The organism is Aurantiacibacter sp. KMU-128 (assembly GCF_056933515.1).
In genome coordinates this window covers 1,393,626-1,413,985 of record NZ_JBXORT010000001.1, presented here as the reverse complement: position 1 = coordinate 1,413,985, position 20,360 = coordinate 1,393,626, and the positions used below count along the sequence as shown (strand labels likewise).

General features: G+C 61.9%; 22 protein-coding genes and 1 tRNA gene. 17 read left to right on the top strand and 6 right to left on the bottom strand.

Annotated features, from left to right (window positions below; genetic code table 11):
• Positions 1-21: 21 nt before the first annotated feature.
• The 7 genes from pgi (at position 22) to ACS0VV_RS07065 (ending at position 8,128) form a co-directional block, all read left to right on the top strand.
• On the top strand, positions 22-1,542 hold the full coding sequence (gene pgi / locus ACS0VV_RS07095) for a glucose-6-phosphate isomerase (protein ID WP_483533511.1): 1,521 nt from the start codon (positions 22-24) through the stop codon (positions 1,540-1,542).
• A 211-nt stretch (positions 1,543-1,753) separates the two neighbouring features.
• Positions 1,754-2,143: a hypothetical protein gene (locus ACS0VV_RS07090; RefSeq protein WP_483532022.1), complete on the top strand. Its 390-nt coding sequence runs from the start codon at positions 1,754-1,756 to the stop codon at positions 2,141-2,143.
• Between the two features lie 150 nt (positions 2,144-2,293).
• Positions 2,294-2,773 carry a TspO/MBR family protein gene (locus ACS0VV_RS07085; RefSeq protein WP_483532021.1) on the top strand — a complete coding sequence of 160 codons (480 nt, stop codon included), beginning with the start codon at positions 2,294-2,296 and terminating at the stop codon, positions 2,771-2,773.
• Between the two features lie 233 nt (positions 2,774-3,006).
• A complete protein-coding gene (locus tag ACS0VV_RS07080) occupies positions 3,007-4,440 on the top strand; it encodes a DEAD/DEAH box helicase (protein WP_483532020.1) in 1,434 nt (477 codons plus the stop codon).
• Positions 4,441-4,518: 78 nt separating this feature from the next.
• On the top strand, positions 4,519-5,547 hold the full coding sequence (locus ACS0VV_RS07075; protein WP_483532019.1) for a hypothetical protein: 1,029 nt from the start codon (positions 4,519-4,521) through the stop codon (positions 5,545-5,547).
• Positions 5,548-5,655: 108 nt separating this feature from the next.
• Positions 5,656-7,008: a glutathione-disulfide reductase gene (gorA, locus tag ACS0VV_RS07070; protein WP_483532018.1), complete on the top strand. Its 1,353-nt coding sequence runs from the start codon at positions 5,656-5,658 to the stop codon at positions 7,006-7,008.
• Between the two features lie 103 nt (positions 7,009-7,111).
• Complete coding sequence (locus ACS0VV_RS07065; protein ID WP_483532017.1) at positions 7,112-8,128, top strand: isoaspartyl peptidase/L-asparaginase family protein; 1,017 nt, start codon at positions 7,112-7,114, stop codon at positions 8,126-8,128.
• Between the two features lie 167 nt (positions 8,129-8,295).
• Here ACS0VV_RS07065 and aroB read toward each other — a convergent pair whose 3' ends face one another.
• Together aroB and ACS0VV_RS07055 are read right to left on the bottom strand one after the other, a co-directional pair.
• Positions 8,296-9,405: a 3-dehydroquinate synthase gene (gene aroB / locus ACS0VV_RS07060; RefSeq protein ID WP_483532016.1), complete on the bottom strand. Its 1,110-nt coding sequence runs from the start codon at positions 9,403-9,405 to the stop codon at positions 8,296-8,298.
• Positions 9,393-9,971 (bottom strand): shikimate kinase, encoded by a 579-nt coding sequence (locus ACS0VV_RS07055; RefSeq protein WP_483532015.1) that lies wholly within the window; start codon positions 9,969-9,971, stop codon positions 9,393-9,395. Before ACS0VV_RS07055 ends, aroB begins: the two co-directional genes overlap by 13 nt.
• Positions 9,972-10,060: 89 nt before the next feature.
• Between ACS0VV_RS07055 and ACS0VV_RS07050 the strand changes: the two genes are divergently transcribed.
• From ACS0VV_RS07050 to ACS0VV_RS07030, 5 genes are all read left to right on the top strand, one after another.
• Positions 10,061-10,198 (top strand): hypothetical protein, encoded by a 138-nt coding sequence (locus tag ACS0VV_RS07050; RefSeq protein ID WP_483532014.1) that lies wholly within the window; start codon positions 10,061-10,063, stop codon positions 10,196-10,198.
• Positions 10,195-12,069 carry a hypothetical protein gene (locus ACS0VV_RS07045; RefSeq protein WP_483532013.1) on the top strand — a complete coding sequence of 625 codons (1,875 nt, stop codon included), beginning with the start codon at positions 10,195-10,197 and terminating at the stop codon, positions 12,067-12,069. The genes ACS0VV_RS07050 and ACS0VV_RS07045 overlap by 4 nt, the downstream gene beginning before the upstream one ends.
• Before the next feature lie 2 nt (positions 12,070-12,071).
• Positions 12,072-12,953: a tyrosine recombinase gene (locus tag ACS0VV_RS07040; protein WP_483532012.1), complete on the top strand. Its 882-nt coding sequence runs from the start codon at positions 12,072-12,074 to the stop codon at positions 12,951-12,953.
• A gap of 11 nt (positions 12,954-12,964) precedes the next feature.
• Positions 12,965-13,924 carry an acetyl-CoA carboxylase carboxyltransferase subunit alpha gene (locus tag ACS0VV_RS07035; protein WP_483532011.1) on the top strand — a complete coding sequence of 320 codons (960 nt, stop codon included), beginning with the start codon at positions 12,965-12,967 and terminating at the stop codon, positions 13,922-13,924.
• A gap of 125 nt (positions 13,925-14,049) precedes the next feature.
• On the top strand, positions 14,050-15,528 hold the full coding sequence (locus ACS0VV_RS07030; protein ID WP_483532010.1) for a M48 family metalloprotease: 1,479 nt from the start codon (positions 14,050-14,052) through the stop codon (positions 15,526-15,528).
• A 123-nt stretch (positions 15,529-15,651) separates the two neighbouring features.
• On the opposite strand, the gene ACS0VV_RS07025 is transcribed toward ACS0VV_RS07030, so the two are convergent.
• The 4 genes from ACS0VV_RS07025 to ACS0VV_RS07010 form a co-directional block, all read right to left on the bottom strand.
• Entirely contained in the window at positions 15,652-15,834 is a 183-nt protein-coding gene (locus ACS0VV_RS07025; RefSeq protein WP_151974932.1) for a Flp family type IVb pilin, read from the bottom strand.
• A 228-nt stretch (positions 15,835-16,062) separates the two neighbouring features.
• Positions 16,063-16,245, bottom strand: coding sequence for a Flp family type IVb pilin (locus tag ACS0VV_RS07020; RefSeq protein ID WP_483532009.1), 183 nt, complete (start codon positions 16,243-16,245; stop codon positions 16,063-16,065).
• A gap of 229 nt (positions 16,246-16,474) precedes the next feature.
• Positions 16,475-16,657 carry a Flp family type IVb pilin gene (locus tag ACS0VV_RS07015; protein ID WP_483532008.1) on the bottom strand — a complete coding sequence of 61 codons (183 nt, stop codon included), beginning with the start codon at positions 16,655-16,657 and terminating at the stop codon, positions 16,475-16,477.
• A 21-nt stretch (positions 16,658-16,678) separates the two neighbouring features.
• Positions 16,679-16,867 (bottom strand): Flp family type IVb pilin, encoded by a 189-nt coding sequence (locus tag ACS0VV_RS07010; RefSeq protein ID WP_483532007.1) that lies wholly within the window; start codon positions 16,865-16,867, stop codon positions 16,679-16,681.
• A 71-nt stretch (positions 16,868-16,938) separates the two neighbouring features.
• On the opposite strand from ACS0VV_RS07010, the gene ACS0VV_RS07005 reads away from it, so the two are divergent.
• The 5 genes from ACS0VV_RS07005 to folE all read left to right on the top strand — a co-directional run bounded on the left by ACS0VV_RS07005 (position 16,939) and on the right by folE (position 20,327).
• Complete coding sequence (locus tag ACS0VV_RS07005; RefSeq protein WP_483532006.1) at positions 16,939-17,373, top strand: (deoxy)nucleoside triphosphate pyrophosphohydrolase; 435 nt, start codon at positions 16,939-16,941, stop codon at positions 17,371-17,373.
• Positions 17,374-17,430: 57 nt separating this feature from the next.
• Positions 17,431-17,507, top strand: a tRNA-Arg gene (locus tag ACS0VV_RS07000).
• Positions 17,508-17,669: 162 nt separating this feature from the next.
• Positions 17,670-18,155, top strand: coding sequence for a hemerythrin domain-containing protein (locus tag ACS0VV_RS06995; RefSeq protein ID WP_483532005.1), 486 nt, complete (start codon positions 17,670-17,672; stop codon positions 18,153-18,155).
• Positions 18,156-18,192: 37 nt separating this feature from the next.
• A complete protein-coding gene (locus ACS0VV_RS06990; RefSeq protein ID WP_483532004.1) occupies positions 18,193-19,731 on the top strand; it encodes a phospholipase D-like domain-containing protein in 1,539 nt (512 codons plus the stop codon).
• The gene (gene folE, locus ACS0VV_RS06985; protein ID WP_483532003.1) at positions 19,728-20,327 is read left to right on the top strand and encodes a GTP cyclohydrolase I FolE; all 600 of its coding nucleotides are present in this window, start codon (positions 19,728-19,730) and stop codon (positions 20,325-20,327) included. The genes ACS0VV_RS06990 and folE overlap by 4 nt, the downstream gene beginning before the upstream one ends.
• Positions 20,328-20,360: the final 33 nt, after the last annotated feature.

Sequence of the window (20,360 nt, the reverse complement as noted above, 5' to 3'; positions counted from 1 at the left end):
AAGGATTCTTCACCCGTGCCCCTGACCCGTGACGAAGCGTGGAACGCGCTCGCCCTGCATCCCGATCCCACGCTGGAAGAGCTGTTTGCTGCCGATCCCGATCGGGTGGAGAAGTATTCCACACGGCTCGAACTGCGCGGCGGGGAGGATGCGGTGGGCATCCGATTCGACTGGTCGAAGACGCATCTGACCGAAGAATTGCTCGGCGATTTCGAAGCGCTGGCCGAGGCCTGCGATTTCGCCGGAATGCGTGCGAAGATGTTTGCGGGCGAAGTGGTGAACCCCACCGAAGGCCGCGCGGCTGAGCACACCGCTTTGCGCGGGGTCGGCAAGGAATCCAGCGTCGAGGAAGCCGCCGCGCTGCTCGAACGCATGAAGCTGATGGTCGAGGCGATCCACGAAGGCGCGTTTGGCGAGGTCAAGCACCTGATCCATGTCGGCATTGGCGGCAGCGCGCTTGGCCCCGCGCTGGCGGTGGATGCGCTCACCCGCGACGGGGCGGAGGTGGACGTGCACGTTGTCTCCAATATTGACGGGGTGGCCTTGGAAGCCGCGTTCAAGGCGTGCGATCCGGCGACCACGATGCTGGCGGTTGCGTCCAAGACCTTTACCACCATCGAGACGATGACCAACGCCTCCAGCGCGCTGAAATGGCTCGCCGACCATGGCGTGGATGATCCCACGGGCCGCGTGATCGCTTTGACGGCTGCGCCCGAAAAGGCGGTGGAATGGGGCGTCGATGAAACGCGCATCCTGCCATTCGCTGAAAGCGTGGGCGGGCGGTACTCGCTGTGGTCGAGCATCGGCTTCCCGATTGCGGTCGCGCTGGGCTATGCCGATTTCCAGGCGATGCTCGATGGCGCGGCGAAGGTGGACGAGCATTTCCGCGATACAGACGGGCGAGCGAACCTGCCCTTGCGCGCGGCCTTTGCCGATCTGTTCTATTCCCGACTGGAGGGCGCGCAGACCCGCGCCGTGTTCGCCTATGACGAGCGACTGCGGCTGCTGCCCGACTATCTCCAGCAGCTGGAAATGGAATCGAACGGCAAGAGCGTTAGCGTCGATGGCCTGCCCACCGGCCCGACCGCGCCGATCACCTGGGGCGGGGTGGGTACAGACGCGCAGCACGCAGTGTTCCAGCTTCTGCATCAGGGCACGCATCTGGTGCCCATCGACTTTATCGCCAGCATCGAGCCGGGCGATATGCTGGATGCCGCGCACCACCATATCCTGCTGATGAACTGCTTTGCCCAAGGCGCTGCGCTGATGAGCGGCAAGCACTCGGACGACCCGCACCGCAACTACCCCGGCAACCGCCCCTCGGCGACGATCCTGTGCGACGATATCGACGCAATGACCTTCGGCGCGCTGGTGGCTTTCCACGAACACCGAACCTTTGCGAGCGCGGTGATGCTGGGGATTAACCCGTTCGACCAGTTCGGCGTGGAGCTGGGCAAGGAAATCGCGAAGAAGATCGAAAAGGGCGGCGAGCGGTTTGATGCGAGTACCGAGGCGCTGCTGAAGGCTGCTGGGGTTGGCTAAGTCGCTTCATCCGGAGCCGCCAAAGCCGCCAAAGAAGACTCGGCTACTTAGGTCGGGCGGGATCGTTTTGGTTGCCACTCTTACTGTCCTACTCATGGGGCAGCTTGGCGATGTTGAGCCATGGTGGGTGCGATGGGGACTAATTGTCTTGGCTGGCACGGGCGCAGGCCTTTTTGCGAGATGGGTGGAGCCGAAGCCACAACCTGCATGGGTGGGCGGACCAGATGATGTTCCGGTTACGTATTCCACCTATTGGCCTGGCGACGTCCAAGCTACTCCAGAATCAATACGGGCAGCGATGCTCACCACCTTGCGCAAAGAGTTCGCTTCTGCCGGTGTGAGGCAACCTGACGGGAGAATAATGGTCGCCAACAACCGGCCCGAGGGTTGGCGGATCGAATGTTGGGATAAGAACGGAGATAACAACGCACTGGCTTTCCGGGCGGATGGCCAGCAACTGCTTGATGCTCCCAAGGGCTTGAACAAGTGGCTGGCTGAAGACGGCGGCGTTTTCACTTTCGAAGAGGCGCTCAATGTCTTGGTCGAATTTGCCGAAGGGGTAACGACCTCTGACATCGTAGAATGGCAGCTTAGAAGCTAGCCTTTAGCAATCTCAGTTCTCGTCATCGTGAGCCCGCAGGGCGCGGCGATCCAGCTTCTGACGTTGCAGCACGCGGATAAGGTGGAAGCTGGATTGCCACGTCGCCTAACGGCTCCTCGCAATGACGGGGAATAGGTGTATGCTCGCGCAATGACCTTCCCCCTCATCTTCGCCATCATATGGGCGCTCATCCTCGCGGCGGGCGGGGCGTTGCTTACCAGTATTGGCGAGTGGTATTACAAGCTCAACAAGCCCAGCTGGCAGCCGCCGGACTGGCTGTTCGGTCCGGCGTGGACGACCATTTTCGGGCTTGCCGCATGGGCGTTCTACCGCAGTTGGGACGGGGCCGAGGCGGCGGGGGAAGGGCAGTGGCTGATCGCGCTCTACGTCATCAATGGCGTCGCGAACTTCGTCTGGTCGCCGATCTTCTTCACGCTCCGTCGGCCCGACTGGGCATTGATCGAAGTGCCGTTCCTGTGGGCGAGCGTGCTGGCGCTCGTTCTGACGCTAGGCCGGTGGGACGCTCTCGCGCCGTGGCTGATCGTTCCGTACCTCGCATGGGTCAGCTTCGCGACCGTGCTCAACTGGAAGATCGTGCAGCTCAACAAACCGTTCGGAAGGACGGGTTGAAGTCGGCGGGTTAACACACGCCCATTGACTTTTTGCGCTGCAGCATCCACATGGCCCCCATCGAAGCGCGCGCCAGCGTGAAGCGGCGATGGTGAGAAAGCCATCAAGCCCCGGCAGCCCTTCGGTCCTTTTACCTGAGACTTCCCTTTTCACGCGGGTCGTTTTGACACCCGCGCCGCGCCCGGATTCTGTCCGTTGGCCGCGCCGCATCTATTGCGAGTTAAATACACATAATGACTACAAAATTCTCCGATCTCGGGCTGTCGCAGCCCGTTATGCAGGCCCTCGATATGCAGGGTTATGACACGCCGACGCCGATCCAGGCGCAGGCCATTCCGCCAGTTCTCGAAGGCCGCGACCTTCTCGGTATCGCGCAGACAGGCACCGGCAAGACTGCTGCCTTCATGCTGCCTAGCATCGACAATCTGCGCAAGGCGGATAACCAGATCCCGTTCAAGAGCTGCCGTATGCTGGTGCTGGCCCCGACGCGAGAGCTGGCTGGCCAGATTGCCCAGAGCGCCAGGGATTACGGCGCGCTTGCGGGCCTCAAGGTTCATTCGATCGTCGGCGGAACCAGCGTCAACAAGGATCGCAACAAGCTGCACCGCGGCACCGATATTCTGGTGGCGACGCCGGGCCGCTTGCTCGACCTGATCGACCAGAAGGCGTTCAACCTGTCAGGCCTCGAAATCCTCGTGCTCGACGAGGCTGACCAGATGCTTGATCTCGGCTTCATCCATGCGTTGCGCAAAATCCGCGATCTGGCTCCGGCCGACCGGCAGACGCTGTTCTTCAGCGCGACCATGCCCAAGGCGATCAAGGAGCTCGTCTCCGGCTATTGCACCAATCCGGTGCAGGTGAGCGTCACGCCCGAAAGCACCACGGCGGAGCGGATCGACCAGTATCTGTTCATGGTGCAGCAGGACGAAAAGCAGAGCCTGCTCGAATTGATGCTGCAAGGCCGTCATGCCATTCCCGGCAAGATCGAGCGCGTGCTGATCTTCACCCGCACCAAACACGGCGCGGACCGCGTGGTGAAGAAGCTTTCGCAAATCGGTGTCGCTGCCAATGCCATCCACGGCAATAAGAGCCAGCCGCAGCGTGAGCGCGCGCTTGACGAATTCAAGCGGGCAAAAACGCCCATTCTGGTCGCCACCGATGTCGCCGCGCGCGGGATCGATATTCCGGGCGTTAGCCACGTTATCAATTACGAACTGCCCAATGTGCCTGAGCAATATGTCCACCGCATCGGCCGCACCGCGCGCGCCGGAGCGGACGGTATCGCGATTGCCTTCTGTGCCGAGGACGAGCGCGCCTATCTCAAGGACATCCAGAAGACGACCGATGCGGCGTTCGAACGGCTTGCCTTGCCGGACAATTTCCGCGCGGTGGTCGAAGGTGTCGGCCCGACCAAGCGCGAACACCAGCAGAAGATGAAGCGCGTGCAACCCAAGCCGCGTGGCGCTTCCGCCCAGCGTTCCGAAGAGCGCATGGATAAATCGAAGGTGAAACACCCTGCGCGCAAGGGCAAGCCCAATCGCGGGCCCGGCGGACAATCTGGCGCTCCGCGTCAGGGCGGCAGTCCCGGCAGTGGTCGCTCGTTTGGCGGGCGGCGCAGTGGCGGCGGCAATCGCTCCCAACGCAGTGGCGGTCAGCGGCAGGGCTGAACCTGGGCTATAGCCAAATCTTAAGCATAAGCAGCGTAGCGTTTCCGCCATGCCAATAGACGGGACCGCTACGCTGAGATGATTAGAACTAAGACCACAATCGTCGTCGGCGCGGGCGCTTCTACCGAGCTGCAATTTCCCGATGGCGCGGCGTTTCTGGCGCGGATTGCCGGCGGGCTCGATTTTGCGCGCCTTGGCACCGACGTGGTGAGCGATGATATCGCCGCCATGGCTGCGCATCTGGAAGCGATCGCGGAAGCGGCACGGGTCAAAAAATCACACCTGTTCAAAGCGGGGCAGCAGCTCCGCTGCGCCGCGCGGCTTGGCGGATCGGTCGATGCGCTGCTCGAACAGTTCGGCGACAATCCGATGGTCTTGGCCGTCGCCAAGCTCGCGATCACGCATTTCACATTGGCCGCAGAGGCGGAGTCGCCGCTGGCGGCCGAACCGCGCGACCCCGGTGATCTGCCGGTGCGCGGCGGCGAAAACTGGCTGTTCCAATTGGCGCAGGCCATCGTCAGCGGCGTGCCGAGCGCCAAGGCTGACCGCTGCCTGGACAATCTCGCAATCATCAACTTCAATTACGATCGCTCGTTAGAAGCCTATCTGCCGTGGGCGCTTTCGATGGCCTTTGGCATGAGTATCGTCGAAGCGCGCGAACTGGTGGCGGAAAAACTGCGCCTGCTCCATGTGTTCGGAACGCCCGGCAGGCTTGATTGGCAAAGCGGTAAGGCACCGGTCGCCGATTGGGGCGCGAGTGAAGTCGAGAACCTGCCCTCGATTGTGGAACAGATCCACACAATGTCCGAACGGCTCGAAGAGCGCGGCTTCAAGCGCAAGCTGTTCGGTGATTTGACTTTCGGGAAGCGGCTGCTGTTCCTCGGCTTCGGCTTTGACGCAATGAACTGTTCGCTGCTGTTCGATGCGCCGATGGAGCATAATCCCGAAGTCTATATTTCCATGCCCGGCGCGTCCGAAGCGCAGCAAGTGGCGGTGCGCAAAGTGCTGCTGCACTTGCCCAAGCTGAAGCAGGACGACGCGATCACCATTGCCGATATGCCCGCTTGGCAGTTGCTGCGCGACTACGCCTCCTACCTGCAAAGCTGATCGGGCCAGTCCAGTCCCAACCCAGGTGCCGATGTAACTTTCGACGGTTGCGGCGCGGATGGCGAGTGTCCATAGCGCGCAGCAGCATTGCAGTTACAGGAAGCAGACATGGCCGACAGCTACGATTTCGACCTTTTCACCATCGGCATCGGGTCGGGTGGCACGCGGGCCAGCCGGGTGGCGGCGGCGCATGGCGCGAGAGTGGCGGCGGCTGAGGAATTCCGCGTCGGCGGCACCTGCGTAATTCGCGGATGTGTTCCCAAGAAGATGCTCGTTTACGGCGCGCATTTTGCCGAGGATCTGGAGGACGCCAAGCAGTTCGGTTGGGATATCGGCGAATGCTCCTTCGACTGGGTGCGGCTGCGCGACCATGTCCTGTCGGACGTGACACGTTTGGAAGGACTCTACACAGAGACGCTGGAAAACCACAACGTCACCATTTTCAAAGAACGCGCGACCATTACCGGCGACCATGAAATCACGCTGGAAAGCGGCAAGGTTGTCACTGCCAAATATATTCTGGTCGCCACCGGCGCACGACCGTTCGTGCCCGAATTTTCCGGCAGCGAGCACGTCATCACCTCGAACGAGGCGTTCCATCTGGATGCCGTGCCCGAACGTATCCTGATCGCGGGCGGCGGCTATATCGCCAATGAATTTGCCGGCATCTTCAACCAGTTCGGCAGCAAGGTGACCATCGTCAACCGCTCGGACGTGATCCTGCGCGGCTATGACACGGCATTGCGCGACCGGTTGCTGCAAATCTCGCTCACCAAGGGGATAGAGTTTTGCTTCAACTGCGAATTCGAATCGATCGAAAGGCAGGAAGACGGCACATTGCTGGTCAAGCTGACCGGCCATGAGCCGCGCGTGTTCGACCAGGTGATGATCGCCACTGGCCGTGTTCCAAACACCGAAGGGCTGGGGCTGGAAGCCGTCGGAGTTGAACTTGGCGCGAAAGGCGAGATCAAAGTCGACGCGTTCAGCAAATCGAATGTCGATTACATCTACGCCGTCGGCGATGTGACCGACCGCGTGCAACTGACGCCGGTCGCCATCCGCGAAGGGCAAGCCTTTGCCGACAGCGTTTTCGGCGAACGCGAGCCCTATGCGGTGGACCATTCGTGCATTCCGAGCGCGGTCTTCAGCCACCCGCCCATCGCCTCGGTCGGGATGACCGAAAGCGAAGCGCGCAACAAGCTGGGCTCCGTCCGGGTCTACCAGTCCGATTTCCGCCCGATGAAGCACGTTGTGGCCGGGCGGAACGAGCGCGGTTTGTACAAGATGATCGTCGATGCTGCGAGCGACAAAGTGGTCGGCATCCACATGATCGCCCCCGAAGCGCCCGAAATTTTGCAGGGCGCCGCGATTGCAGTGAAGGCCGGCCTGACAAAGGCCGATTTCGATGCGACCGTGGCGATCCACCCGACGATGGCGGAAGAACTGGTGTTGTTGAAATAGGGTGTTACAGCGCCCGGATATTCACCCGGCATATCGACCACTTGAATTGCACAGGCGTTCTGGCGCACAAGCCGCTCCAACGAAAAACAAGAGGGGCTACCTGATGAACCGTTTTCTCGCCGCTGCCATGCTGGCCTTCGCACTTTGCGCGCCTGCCAGCGCCCATGCGCACAATCACGATCCGGTCGACACCGACTGGGCGATCGCCATTCACGGCGGGGCAGGCACGCTAAGCCGCGAAGCCATGACGCCCGAGCGGGAGGCGGAGTACGAGGCCGCTTTGCAGGAAGCGCTTGATGCAGGCGCGGCTATTCTGGCTGAAGGTGGCAGTGCCGAAGATGCGATCATCGCCGCGATCACGCTGATGGAAGACAATCCGCTGTTCAATGCCGGGCGCGGCGCGGTGCTGACATGGGATGGCGGTATCTCGCACGATGCCTCGATCATGCTGGGCGATACCCGTACGGCGGGCGCGACTGCGGGCACATCGACAGTGCGGCATCCGATCCTGCTGGCGCAAGAAGTGATGCGCGACGGGCGGCATGTTTTCCTGAGCGGTGCGGGTGCGGAAGAGTTTGCCGATCGCACCGAGCTTGAACGCATGGAATCCGGATGGTTCATCACCCAGCCGCGGATCGAAGCGCTCGAACGTTATCGTGCGAATAACACCGCATCGCTCGCCGATGACGAGCACCGTTACGGTACGGTCGGCGCGGTGGCGCGGGACCGGCACGGCAATCTGGCGGCGGGTACCTCGACCGGCGGGATGACCGGCAAAAGGTGGGACCGGATCGGCGATGCCCCCATTATCGGCGCGGGCACCTATGCTGACAACCGCGCCTGCGCCGTATCGGCCACGGGCACCGGAGAGTATTTTATCCGCGCCAATGTCGCGAGTTCGATCTGCAATCTGATGCGCCTCACTGGCATGGGCCCGCGCGAGGCGGCAGACAATCTGATGGCTGAAGTCGCCGAGCTTGGCGGTAGCGGCGGAGTAATCGTCGTCTCCCCGCAGGGCGAGGCGGATTTCTCTTTCAATACCAGCGGAATGTATCGCGGCCGCGCCAATTCGGAAGGGCTCAACGAAGTGGGCATTTTTGCGGAAGAGGGTGGAGAGTAGTCTTTCTCCGCCTCCGATTGTCCTGTCTTTGCCGAAAAATGAATGACCAGCACCCCATGTTCCGACTGCCCTGAGCTTGTCGAAGGGCTGTACTTCGCTTTTGAAAGTTAGCGGAGGGTCAGAAAGGAAAGCAGTCCTTCGACAAGCTTAGGACAATCGGTATTCTCTCAAATCGCCCGCAGCTGCTCATCCAGAAACGCGGCCACATCCGCCAGATCAACCGCGCGGTCCAGAAACGCCTCACCAATTCCGCGTAGCAGGATGAAGGGCAGGGTGCCTGCATCCATCTTCTTGTCGTGCAGCATATGTGCGGTCAGCTTTGCGCCATCGCAATCGAGGCCGAGTGCGGATAGCTCCGCAGGCAAACCGGCATCGGCGATTGCAGCGGCTATGCGTTCGGCCTCGGCCTGCGCAAGATAACCCCTGCGCGCTGAATACCGCGCAGCGAGCACCATGCCTGTGGCCACCGCTTCGCCATGCAGGAGGCGGTCGGAATAGCCGGTCTCGGCTTCGAGCGCATGACCGAATGTGTGGCCGAGATTGAGAAGGGCCCGCGCGCCGCTCGTCTCGCGTTCGTCCTCGGCGACAATGCGCGCTTTGGCCTCGACGCTGGTGGTCACGGCGCGAGCGATGGCATCTGGCTCCAGCGCCAAAACATCGCTGCCATGCGCCTCGCACCAGTCGAAGAACGCGGCATCGCCGAGAATGCCGTATTTGATGACCTCGGCATAGCCGCAGCGCAGTTCGCGCGGCGCTAATGTCGCCAGCACATCAGTATCGGCGAGCACCAGCGAAGGCTGGTAGAAGGCGCCCACAAGGTTCTTGCCCGCCGCCACATTGATCGCGGTCTTGCCACCGACCGAGCTGTCGACCTGCGCCAGCAGGCTGGTGGGCACCTGAATGAACCCGCAGCCGCGCTTGAGCATCGATGCGGCAAAGCCGGTGAGATCGCCGATCACTCCTCCGCCCAGCGCGATGATGTTATCACCACGCTCGACTTCCTCGGCGAGCAGCCATTCGACCGTGCGCGACAGCCCGTCCCAGCTTTTCGCGCTTTCTCCCGGTGTATGGATCAACCAGCGCGCTTCCTTTCCCGCCGCGCCCAGTGCCGCCTCGACGGCTTCAGCCCAGAGCGCGTGGACATTGGCGTCGGTGACAATCGGGACTGGCGATTTGCGCAGCAGCGCGCCGCTTTGCGCGGCCAGATCGCGCAGCAATCCGCCGCCGATGCGCACATCATAGCCGCGTCCCGCCAGTTCGACTCTTACGCCAGCCATTGATCGAGCGCCTCCAGAATTCGGCCCACCGCGACTTCGTGCGGGCCATTATCGCTGCGCACATGGATATGCGCCTCGCTGTAATAGGGTTCGCGCTCTGCCTTCATCGCGGTCACTTTCGCAGGGATATCCCCCGAACGCAGCAACGGGCGGCGCTTGTTGCGGCTCACCCGCTCCACCAGCGTATCGATCGCGGCATCGAGCCAGATGGCGACGCCTTTGTCGAGAATCAGTGCGCGCGTCTCGTCTTGCAGGAAAGCGCCGCCGCCGGTGGCGATAACGCGCGGCTTGGTGCTTTCCTCGATCAGCCGGGCGATTACCCGCCGCTCGCCGTCGCGGAAATGGTCCTCGCCGAACTGGTCGAACACCTCGGCAATGGTCATCTGCGCCGCTTCCATGATTTCGTCATCGGCATCGGTAAAGCCCATCCCCAGCGTACTGGCCAGCTTGCGCCCCACCGTGCTTTTGCCGACACCCATCATGCCCACCAGCACCAATGGCCGGTCAAGCCGCGCGCCCACGGCACGGATCAGCGCCTGATCGGGGAGGTGTTTTGCAATCGTCATTGCCGCAAGGCCTATAGTTAGGCTAACCGCGCTGGCAAGGTCGCCCGCGCTTGTCCGGGTGTGAAAGGGAAAGCGGGATTACCAGCACTGTGCCAGATCGCCGGACGATTATCGGAACGCTGCTGGTGCTCTTGGGGCTGCTCTTGTTTGTCGCCTGGTGGGACGGCGGCCGGGAAGACCAGCGGCTGATTACCCAGCCCGTCAATGTGCCGGAGTCGAGCGAGTGAAGCGAATTGGTCTGTTTTTGAGCGGTGCGGCGCTCGCTTTGACGTCGAGCATGGCGCTGGCGGGTGATCCCGAGGATTTGCTGCCGCCCGCTTTCCGCAATCCGCCGCCGCAGCCTGCGCCGACATCGGCTCCCGCACCAACGCCAACCCCGCGCGCGACAGGTGGCGGCACACCTTCTGCGACACCTGTGCCATCGGGCGGGGGCGTTTCTGCGCCGTCAGTGCCATCGGCTCCGCAAGGCGCCAGCGGGGAGGCGGGCGCGCCATCGGGCGGCGGTTTCCGGTTGCCCGAAGGCTTCCCCACGCTCGAAGAGCTCGAGTCGATGGAATCGGACGAGGTCAACGAAGTGCTGGGCCTGCGTCCGCGTTTCGATATTCCGCCTGCTGCCCGGCGCGAGGTCGAGCGGGTAGGGGTGCTTTCCTCGGCAGAGGGCGGATTTCCTTACGGCTCGCTTGAACGCCAGCCCGGACGCCTCGTCGAGGCGTCCCTGCGCGCGATCGACGGGCCAATGGTTTCGCGTTGGGGCCATATTCTTGTCCGCCGGGCGCTGGCGAGCCGCCTCAATGCGCCGCAAGGTATGAATCCCGTCACCTTCGCTGCGCTGCGGGCGCAGGCGCTCGGTGCGATGGGCGAAGGCGCCGTCGCGCGTGCGCTGGTGCAGGATATTGACGGCAGCAACTACAACCGTTCGCTCACCGATGCGGCGTTCGACAGCTATCTGGCAACCGGCGATATTCTCGGAATGTGTCCGGTTGCCCGTCTGCGCAGCGATGTGCGCGAGGATGGCGAATGGGAGATGCTGCAAGGTGTTTGCCTCGCCTATATCGGCGAAGCGCGCAGTGCCGACCGGCGGCTCGGCAGGACGCTGGGCGATGGGCAAGCGGCGGAAATCGACGTCCGTCTGGCGCAGCGTTACGCAGGCGCTGCGGGCGAGGGCGGGCGCGCGGTCAATATCGAGTGGGACGGGGTGGAGGAACTCACCCCGTGGCGCTTTGCACTGGCGCGGGCCTTGGGTGTGGAAATTCCCGAGAGCCTGCTGGAGGATGCCCCTGCGCGCTTGCGGCTGAACGATGTGCTGATCCCGGCAACCCCGCTCGATCAGCGGATCGGCGTGGCCGATTTGGCGGGCGCGCGCGGGATTCTCTCCTCCTCGGCCATGGTCGATCTCTATTCGCAGCTTTGGGCGAGCGACGCCTTCGAACAGGGCGAGAAGGCCGACGCGGCGTTGCTGCGCGACGCCTATGCGGCCAACGGCATCACGGCGCGGATCGCGGCGATGCGCAGCCTGTGGGGGGAGGATGCCTCCTATGGCCGCAAAGTCCTCACCGCCTATGCCGCCGCGCGCGTGCCGGTGAGCGAGGCCTATATCGAAGACGCGCCCGCGCTGATCGCGTCGATGCTGAGCACAGGGCTGGATCGCAACGCGTTGCGCTGGGGCAGCGTCGTGCCGCAGGGGAGCGAAGGTTGGGCGATGCTCGCATTGGCGCAGCCGGAACGCAGCACAAATGTCAGCACCGGAGCGGTGGACGATTTTGCCAGCGACGATAACAGCACGGATTCGCGCAAGACCGCCTTTCTGGTCGCTGGGCTGGCCGGTCTGGGTCGGATCGATGCGCAGGATTTCACCGCCTTTGGCGAGGAATTGGGGGTTGATTACACCCGCGACAGCGCCTGGAGCCTTGCCATTACCCGTGCTGCAGCGGTGGATAATCCCGCTTTGGTCGCCATGTTGGCAGGTGTGGGGATGCGCGGAAGTTCGTGGGAACAAATGACCCCGCGCCATCTCTATTACATCGTCTCCTCGCTCAACCGCGTGGGCCTGACTGCCGAAGCCCGGATGATCGCCGCAGAGGCGGTTGCGCGCGGCTAGCCGTGACCGCCGCCATCGACGCGTTTCTGGCGATGCTGGCCGCAGAACGCGGTGCGGCGGCGAACACGCTGGCGGCCTATCGCCGCGATTTGCAGGGCGCGGGCGAAGTTGCGGGCGATCTGGCAACGGCGGCTAAGGGCGATCTTGCCGGTCTGAGCAAAGCATGGGCCGAGCTCGCGCCATCCACGGTCGCCCGCAAAATCTCGGCGCTGCGCCAGTTCTACGGCTTTTGCGTCGATGAAGGGTGGCGGGCAGACGATCCCTCAGCCGTTCTGGTGCGCCCGCAAGCGCGCAGGCCGCTCCCAAAAATCCTCTCGCATGAGGAAGTCGAGCGTTTCCTGACGCAGGCGGAGGAGGAGGCAGCGGACGAGAAGCCGAATGCAGTGCGGATGCTGGCGCTGCTCGAATTGCTTTACGGTTCGGGCTTGCGCGCGACCGAACTGGTTTCGCTCCCAATCACTGCGGTGCCGCGTGATGCGCCTTTTCTATCGATAACCGGTAAGGGAGGACAGCAGCGCATGGTGCCCGTGTCGCGCCGCGCAAAGGAGGCGTTGGGGCGCTGGGTGGCGGTGCGGGGAAGTCCACGCTCGCCGCATCTTTTCCCGTCCCGAACGGGGCATATCAGCCGTATCCGTCTGTACCAGCTGGTGAAAGAGCTGGCCCTGCGCGCCGGGCTCGATCCCGCCAAGGTCAGCCCGCACGTGTTGCGCCACGCCTTTGCCACGCATCTGCTGGAGGGCGGCGCGGATTTGCGCGTCCTGCAAACGCTGCTCGGCCATGCCGATATCGCCACCACGCAAATCTACACCCATGTCGATTCCGCGCGGCTCGTTGCGCTGGTGAATGAGCGGCATCCCCTTGCAGCGGCGCGCGCAGGCGAGTAGCGGCATCGCCCATGGCTTCTTTTCTGGAATTCGAAAAACCCGTCGCCGAGCTGGAGGCAAAGATCGCCGAATTGCGCAGTGCTGCGGGCGAAGGCGATGATGTCGATATCTCGGGCGAGCTCAAGCGGCTCGAGACAAAGAGCGCGCAGTTACTCGAATCGACCTATGCCAAGCTGACGCCGTGGCAGAAGACGCAGGTTGCGCGGCATTCCTCGCGCCCGCATTTCCGCGACTATGTGGCGCTGGGCTTTGACCATTTCATGCCGCTGGGCGGTGATCGCCTGTATGGTGACGATCTCGCAATCATGGGTGGCCTCGCGACGCTGAAGGGCCGCAAGGTCGTTTTGATCGGCCATGAAAAGGGCCATGACACCGAAACCCGCATCAAACACAATTTCGGCATGGGTAAGCCGGAGGGCTATCGCAAGGCGATCCGCCTTATGGAGTTGGCCGACCGTTTCGGATTGCCGGTGGTGACGCTGGTTGACACTTCGGGCGCGTTCCCCGGTATCGAGGCCGAAGAGCGCGGGCAGGCTGAAGCTATCGCCCGTTCGACCGAGGCTTGTCTGGCGCTGGGCGTGCCGATGGTAGCAGCTATCGTGGGCGAGGGCGGATCGGGCGGCGCGGTCGCGCTGGCGAGCGCCGAACGGGTGTTGATGTTCGAACACGCGGTCTATTCGGTGATTTCGCCCGAAGGCTGCGCGTCGATCCTGTGGCGCACGGGGGAGAAGGCTCCGCTGGCTGCCGAGGCGATGAAATTGACGGCGCAAGACCTGCTCGAATTGAAAGTGATCGACCGGATCGTGGCCGAGCCGGTGGGCGGCGCGCACCGCGATCATGGCACTGCGGTGGGCAATCTTGTTCAGGCGATCGACGAGGAGTTGACTGCGCTCAGCCCGCTCAATGCCGAGCAGCTGCGCTGCCAACGCGAAGACCGTTTCCTCGCCATAGGCTCGCAATTCAGCCGCTGACCTCCTGTCATTTGACAGGGTTTTGCAACCGCTTGGCTGCGGAACGTTGCCAAGCTTCGTCCGTTTTGCGATCAAGGTTAAGCGCCGACGGGGCTGTTCCGGCGCGCATGGAGGAGGCAAAACCAATGTCGCAATCGCTCACCCGTTCATTTCGCTCGCTCGCTATCGCCGGGGTCGCGACGCTCGCGCTCTCTGCCTGTGCCACCGTGCCTGGTGCCAATGTCGCCCCCGGTTCGCCGATCACGGCAGAGGAAGCGCAGCTTGGCGCGCAATATCACGAGCAGTTCGTGGCCGAATTCGGCGGTGAGATGACCGGACCGCAGGCGCGCTATGTCGAGCAGGTGGGGCAGAACATTGCCGTGCAATCGGGCTTGGCGACCACGCCCGGTGCGTTCGATGTGACGCTGCTCAATTCGAGTGTAAACAATGCCTTCGCAGTGCCCGGCGGCTATGTCTATGCGACGCGCCAGCTGGTCAATCTGATGAATAACGAGGCGGAACTGGCCGCCGTGCTGGGGCACGAGGTGGGTCACGTCGCCGCGCGGCACTCGGCACGTCGCCAGCAGGCCGCGCAAACGAACCAACTGCTCGGATTGCTGGGTGTGATCGGGGGGAGCTTGATCGGCGGTGATCTGGGCAATTTGCTGAGTCAGGCGGGCCAGCAAGCGCCGCAGATTCTTACCCTGCGCTACTCGCGCAACCAGGAGCTGGAAGCAGACGCGCTCGGCATCCAGTATCTCAATCGCGCGGGCTACGATCCGCGCGCGATGGCGACCCTGCTGCAAAGCCTCGCTGCGCAGAACCAGCTCGATGCGCAATTGCAGGGGCGCGACAATGCGACGATCCCCGAATGGGCATCAACCCACCCCGATCCGGCGAGCCGCGTGCAAAATGCGACGGCACTTGCGGGCAATGCCACGGGTGTGACCAACCGCGACACCTTCCTCCAACGGATCGACGGGATGATCTATGGTGACGATCCCGAACAGGGCGTGATCGAAGGTCGCCAGTTTATCCATCCCGTCCTGCGCTTCAGCTTCACAGCGCCGCAGGGCTTCTACATGGTCAACAGCACCCGCGCGGTGGCGATCAATGGCGATGCGGGCAGGGCGCAGCTGACGCTGGCGCCCTATAATGGCAATCTCGATGCCTATGTCCGCTCGGTGTTCCAAGGTCTGGGTGGAGAGCAGCAGCAGATTGCGCCGTCCAGCATCCAGCGCACGACGGTGAACGGACTGTCGGCGGCCTATGGCACGGCGCGGGTCGCGAATGGCCAGCAGCAGGTGGATGTGACGGTTTTTGCGTATGAATTCGCAAATGACCGCGCGTATCATTTCCTTGCCATTACGCCAGCGGGTCAGGCGGCGACGTTCAACTCGCTCTACAATTCGATGCGGCGGATCAATGCCAGCGAGGCGGGCAGCGTCGTGCCGCGCCGGGTCGATATCGTGACCGCCGGGCGCAACGACACCGTGGCAACGCTTTCGCGCCGCATGGCGTATGATGATGCGCAGGAAGCGCGCTTCCGCGTTCTGAACGGGTTGTTTGGCAATGCGCAAGTTGTACCGGGGCAGAACTACAAGATCGTCGTCCGGGCGAACTGACGCCCTCTCGATACCCACAAAAAGGGCCGCCCCAGCGATGGAGCGGCCCTTTTCCAGTGCTTTAGCCAAAACAAAAGGGCGACAGGTTGACCTGTCGCCCTTCCGTTTGTCGTAGGAGCGCGATTAGGCGTTCGACGAGTTCGCTGCAGTCAGCTCGGTCTTCACGTTGTTGAAGGTTGAGCTCAGCTCGGTGCCGAGGCTCTGCATGGCGGTGATCGCAGCAACGGCGATCAGAGCAGCAATCAGGCCGTATTCGATGGCGGTCGCGCCCTGCTCGTCACGGACGAGGTTCTTGAAAAAAGTCATGTTAGTCTCCTAGTTTTTCGTCTTCGATACCCTGCAAGGAAAGTAAAAGTCCCAACCTCACAGCATCCGAACTAGGGCAAAGCGCTTACCAAGGAATTAAAGAAGCCGGGGCAAATCGTTGTTTTCCAATTTAGTTTGCATATTTTGACAAATTTTGAGCTTGGCCCGGGCAAAACAAAAAGGGCGGCAGGTTGCCCGGCCGCCCTTCTGTTTAGCGTATGCTAGCTATTAGGCGTTAGCCGAGTTAGCAGCGGTCAGCTCGGTCTTCACGTTGTTGAAGGTCGAGCTCAGCTCGGTGCCGAGGCTCTGCATGGCGGTGATCGCGGCAACGGCGATGAGAGCGGCAATCAGGCCGTATTCGATGGCGGTCGCGCCCTGTTCGTCACGGACGAGGTTCTTGAAAAAGGTCATGTTAGTCTCCTGGTGTCTTGTCTTTGATACCCGGCCACAACAGCGTTTGCCGCGCGGCTACGTATCTTTCTAGGGGCAAGTCCTTGATAAAATCCTAACCCCGCTCGGAAGAATTTTGACCCTTATCGAAATGCCGCCAGTTGGTGTCTTCCCGATGCTAACGATCGATGAATAAAGAAAACGGACGGCAGGTTGCCCTACCGCCCGCTTATGCTCCAGTCTGACCAACCTATGCGTTTGCGGAGTTGGCTGCGATCATCTTGGTCTGGACACCGTTGTACATCGTGCTCATCTCGGTCCCGAGGTTCTGCATTGCTGTTACCGCGGCGACAGCGACCAGCATGGCGATCAGCCCGTATTCAATGGCGGTGGCGCCCTGTTCGTCGCGGAAAAGGTTCTCGAGAAAGGTCATGAGCTGCATTCCTGTCGTAAACTATGCGCCTGCGCGGGCGGTAACGACTTTGCTGTCTACCCCGTTCCACATGGCGACGGTTTCGGTGGCAAGGCCCTGCAGCGCGGCAATCATGGCAATGACGATCAATGCCACGATCAGTCCATATTCAACCGCGGTCGCGCCGCGCTCGTCGGTCAGCAACTGCTTCAGGAAATGTTGTGCCGTCATAGGTTTTCCGAACACGAAGGACGCAATAGGGCACGTTTTCGCAGCGGTAGGTAAACGGGAGATTTCACCGGATGGTTAATGTGGAAAATTTTCCGACATGGATTCCGGTGGTGGCGCTCGCGCTGTTCGATGGAGCGGGGCGTGTGCTGTTGCAGGAAAGGCCCGCGCACAAACACCATGGCGGATTGTGGGAATTTCCCGGCGGCAAGGTGGAAGCGGGCGAAACACCAAGGGAATCGCTGGTTCGCGAGATCGAGGAGGAGCTCGGATTGCGGCTCGACCCCGTCAGGTTTGTCCCCGCAGGATTTGCCGAGGAAAGCCAGCAAAGCCGCATTGTCCTGTTTCTTTACAGCTCGTGCCAGAATGCAGGCGTTCCTGTGCCGCGCGAGGGGCAGAGATTGGGCTGGTTTACGCTGGCCGAAGCCGACGCTTTGCCACTCGCTCCGATGGACAAGCGCCTGTTGATCCAGCTTGCGAGCGCAGCTGACGCTGAAAAAGCCCAATGAATTGGATTAGAGCCTTGCCAAGCGCCGATGCCCCGCTTATGTGCCGCCTCCTCCAGCGCACCCGTAGCTCAGCTGGATAGAGTACCTGACTACGAATCAGGTGGTCGGAGGTTCGAATCCTTCCGGGTGCGCCATAAAAAGGGACTGCCTGCCAAGGCGGTCCCTTTTTTGTTTCGCGCCTTCTCTCCGGAATCCAGCGCAGGCCGTCTCAATCGCCACACGTTACGTCAGGGCGCGGGGAACCGCGCTCCGCATCGCGCCGTTGTCCACGCAAAGCCTTGACAAGGAGAATTGCCATGACGACCGATATTTTCGCCCGTCTGAAACAGGACCATGACGATCACCGCGCCCTTCTCGGCAAACTGGCCCAAACCAGCGGCGACAGTGAAGAACGGCGTGCATTGTTCGAGCAGTTCACGCTGGACGTGAAAAGTCACGCCGCCGCAGAGGAGCAGGCGCTCTATTCCACCATGTTGCGCAAGCCCGACGCGACCGAGGACACACGTCACTCGGTTGCCGAACACCACGAGCTGGACGAGCTGATGAACGACCTTGCGGCAACGGAGATGTCGTCGCCGGCATGGTTGCACAAGTTCAAGGAGCTCGATCACCGCTATCGCCATCATATTGATGAGGAAGAGCAGGATCATTTTCCCGAGTTCGAAGAATTGTTGACGCGCGACGATCGCGAGCACATGGAAAGTGTCTTCGAACGCCGCAAGAAGGCGGAAAAGGCCGATGCCGAAATCACACCCGAAGCGATGGAAGACGCCAAGGCGTGATCGAGCGCTCCTCGGCCGGCCCTGAGGGAGAAACTGTTTGCACGATCGCGTCGATGTGATCGAGGATTATGACGACACTTCGTGCGCGCCGGGCGTGTGGCAATATGTCCGCGCGCGGCGCGTCCGCGTTATTGTCGACGGCGAAGATTATTTTGACCTGATCCAGCAGGCGATGTTGAACGCCCGCAAGCGCATTCTGCTGATTGGTTGGGACTTTGACACCCGCATCCACCTCAGTCGCGGGCGCAGGTGGTGGCAAAAGGGCTGGCGGCGGCAATACCCGTCGCGCCTCGGCAGCTTTATCGTGTGGCTCAGTCGCAACCGGCCGGAATTGCAGATCCGCATCCTCAAGTGGAGCTACGGCGTACTCCAGTTTTTCACGCGCGGTGCGATGATGCTGGATCTGCTGCGATGGTGGTCGCATCCGCGGATCAATTTCAAGTTTGATACGACGCATCCGCTCGGCTGTTCGCACCACCAGAAAATAGTGGTGATCGATCGCGATTTTGCGGTGTGCGGCGGCATCGACCTTACGACGGGCCGGTGGGATACGCGCGAGCACCGGCCGCAGGATTCGCGGCGGCAGAACCCGAACAAACGGCCTTACGGCCCTTGGCACGACGTGGCGATGTTTGTGGAAGGAGACGCGGCGGCGGCGCTCGACAGTCTGGGGCGGGCGCGGTGGCTGATGGCCGGCGGGGAGAAGCTGCCCGCGCTTGGCCATGACGCGCAGAGCGCGTGGCCTGATAGCCTTGCGGCACATTTCGAAGATGTCGAGATCGGAATCGCCCGCACGCGTGCGGCTTACGGCGAGGTTTCCAAGATCGACGAGGTCGAGCAACTCTTTATCGAGCAGATCGCTGCTGCGAAATCCTTTGTCTATATCGAGAACCAGTTCCTGACTTCGCGCACGATTTGTGAGGCAATTGCAAGCCGTCTCGCCGAGGACGACCCGCCGGAATTCGTCGTCATCACACCGCTCGAAGCGGAAAGCTGGCTGGAGGAAAGCGCCATGTCGCCAGCGCGGGCGCGTCTCTACGAGGCTTTGCAGGAGCTCGACCGGGCTGACCGTTTCCATCTCTTCGTTCCTTACACGAAGGATACGCCCATCTATGTCCATGCCAAGCTGATGATCGTCGATGATCGCATTCTCCGCGTCGGCTCGGCCAACATGAACAACCGCTCGATGGGTCTTGATAGCGAGTGTGACCTGTTCATCGATTGTGCGCGCGATGGCAACGCCAAGGCCGAAGAGGGCATCCGCGCCTTGCGGTATTCACTCTTGGCCGAACATCTCGGGATGCGGGAAGAGAATATGCCGGAGATCATCGCACGGCATGATGGCATGGCCAGTCTCATCGCTGCAGCCGGCGACCGGGCTCACCGGCATTTGCGGCCCTTTCATCCAACGGTCGACGAGAGTTTCCTGACGGCGCTTGCCGACAGGCAAGTTTTCGATCCCGAGGAACCAGAACATCTCTTCGCCGTTCGGGAGCCTAGACATGGTCTTTTCCGTCCGGGCAGCCTATTGGCGAGAGCCCGCGACGCCCTCAGCAGAAAGCGCAAACGCAGATGACCGCACCCACGCCCGATAATCCGCTGGGCAAGCCTGATGTTCCAGAGGATGTGCAGGAAGCCATTCGCACTCTGTTGCGCTGGGCGGGTGATGATCCGACGCGCGAAGGCTTGCTCGATACGCCCAAGCGGGTGGCGCGGGCGTGGAAGGAATACTGCCAGGGTTATGACGAGGACCCGGCGATCCATCTCTCACGCGTGTTCGAAGAAGTCGGCGGCTATGACGAGATCGTGCTGCTCAAGGATATCCCGTTCCACAGCCACTGCGAACACCATATGGCCCCGATCATCGGCAAGGCGGCGATTGCCTATCTGCCGACCGACAATGTAGTGGGCATTTCCAAGCTCGCCCGCGTGCTGCACGGCTTTGCCCGGCGGTTGCAAATTCAGGAGCGGCTGACGGCGGAAGTCGCTCAGTGCATCTGGGACAATCTCAACCCGCGCGGCGTGGCGGTGGTCATCGAAGCGAGCCATGCCTGCATGACCGCGCGCGGCGTGCGCACCCCCGGCGTTGGCATGGTCACCAGCAAGGTGATGGGCACCTTCCGCAGCGATTCGCGCAGCCGTGAAGAGGTGCTCAAGCTGATGGGATATTGATCGCTCCCCGAACACCCTGTAGGCGCGCCTCAA

Bases quoted from the DNA above. Each gene is read 5' to 3' on its own strand.
- ACS0VV_RS07085 (WP_483532021.1), top strand. From the start codon at position 2,294: ATGACCTTCCCCCTCATCTTCGCCATCATATGGGCGCTCATCCTCGCG.
- ACS0VV_RS07080 (WP_483532020.1), top strand. From the start codon at position 3,007: ATGACTACAAAATTCTCCGATCTCGGGCTGTCGCAGCCCGTTATGCAG.
- ACS0VV_RS07075 (WP_483532019.1), top strand. From the start codon at position 4,519: ATGATTAGAACTAAGACCACAATCGTCGTCGGCGCGGGCGCTTCTACC.
- gorA (WP_483532018.1), top strand. From the start codon at position 5,656: ATGGCCGACAGCTACGATTTCGACCTTTTCACCATCGGCATCGGGTCG.
- ACS0VV_RS07065 (WP_483532017.1), top strand. From the start codon at position 7,112: ATGAACCGTTTTCTCGCCGCTGCCATGCTGGCCTTCGCACTTTGCGCG.
- aroB (WP_483532016.1), bottom strand. From the start codon at position 9,405: ATGGCTGGCGTAAGAGTCGAACTGGCGGGACGCGGCTATGATGTGCGC.
- ACS0VV_RS07055 (WP_483532015.1), bottom strand. From the start codon at position 9,971: ATGACGATTGCAAAACACCTCCCCGATCAGGCGCTGATCCGTGCCGTG.
- ACS0VV_RS07035 (WP_483532011.1), top strand. From the start codon at position 12,965: ATGGCTTCTTTTCTGGAATTCGAAAAACCCGTCGCCGAGCTGGAGGCA.
- ACS0VV_RS07030 (WP_483532010.1), top strand. From the start codon at position 14,050: ATGTCGCAATCGCTCACCCGTTCATTTCGCTCGCTCGCTATCGCCGGG.
- ACS0VV_RS07025 (WP_151974932.1), bottom strand. From the start codon at position 15,834: ATGACTTTTTTCAAGAACCTCGTCCGTGACGAGCAGGGCGCGACCGCC.
- ACS0VV_RS07020 (WP_483532009.1), bottom strand. From the start codon at position 16,245: ATGACCTTTTTCAAGAACCTCGTCCGTGACGAACAGGGCGCGACCGCC.
- ACS0VV_RS07015 (WP_483532008.1), bottom strand. From the start codon at position 16,657: ATGACCTTTCTCGAGAACCTTTTCCGCGACGAACAGGGCGCCACCGCC.
- ACS0VV_RS07010 (WP_483532007.1), bottom strand. From the start codon at position 16,867: ATGACGGCACAACATTTCCTGAAGCAGTTGCTGACCGACGAGCGCGGC.
- ACS0VV_RS07005 (WP_483532006.1), top strand. From the start codon at position 16,939: ATGGTTAATGTGGAAAATTTTCCGACATGGATTCCGGTGGTGGCGCTC.
- ACS0VV_RS06995 (WP_483532005.1), top strand. From the start codon at position 17,670: ATGACGACCGATATTTTCGCCCGTCTGAAACAGGACCATGACGATCAC.
- folE (WP_483532003.1), top strand. From the start codon at position 19,728: ATGACCGCACCCACGCCCGATAATCCGCTGGGCAAGCCTGATGTTCCA.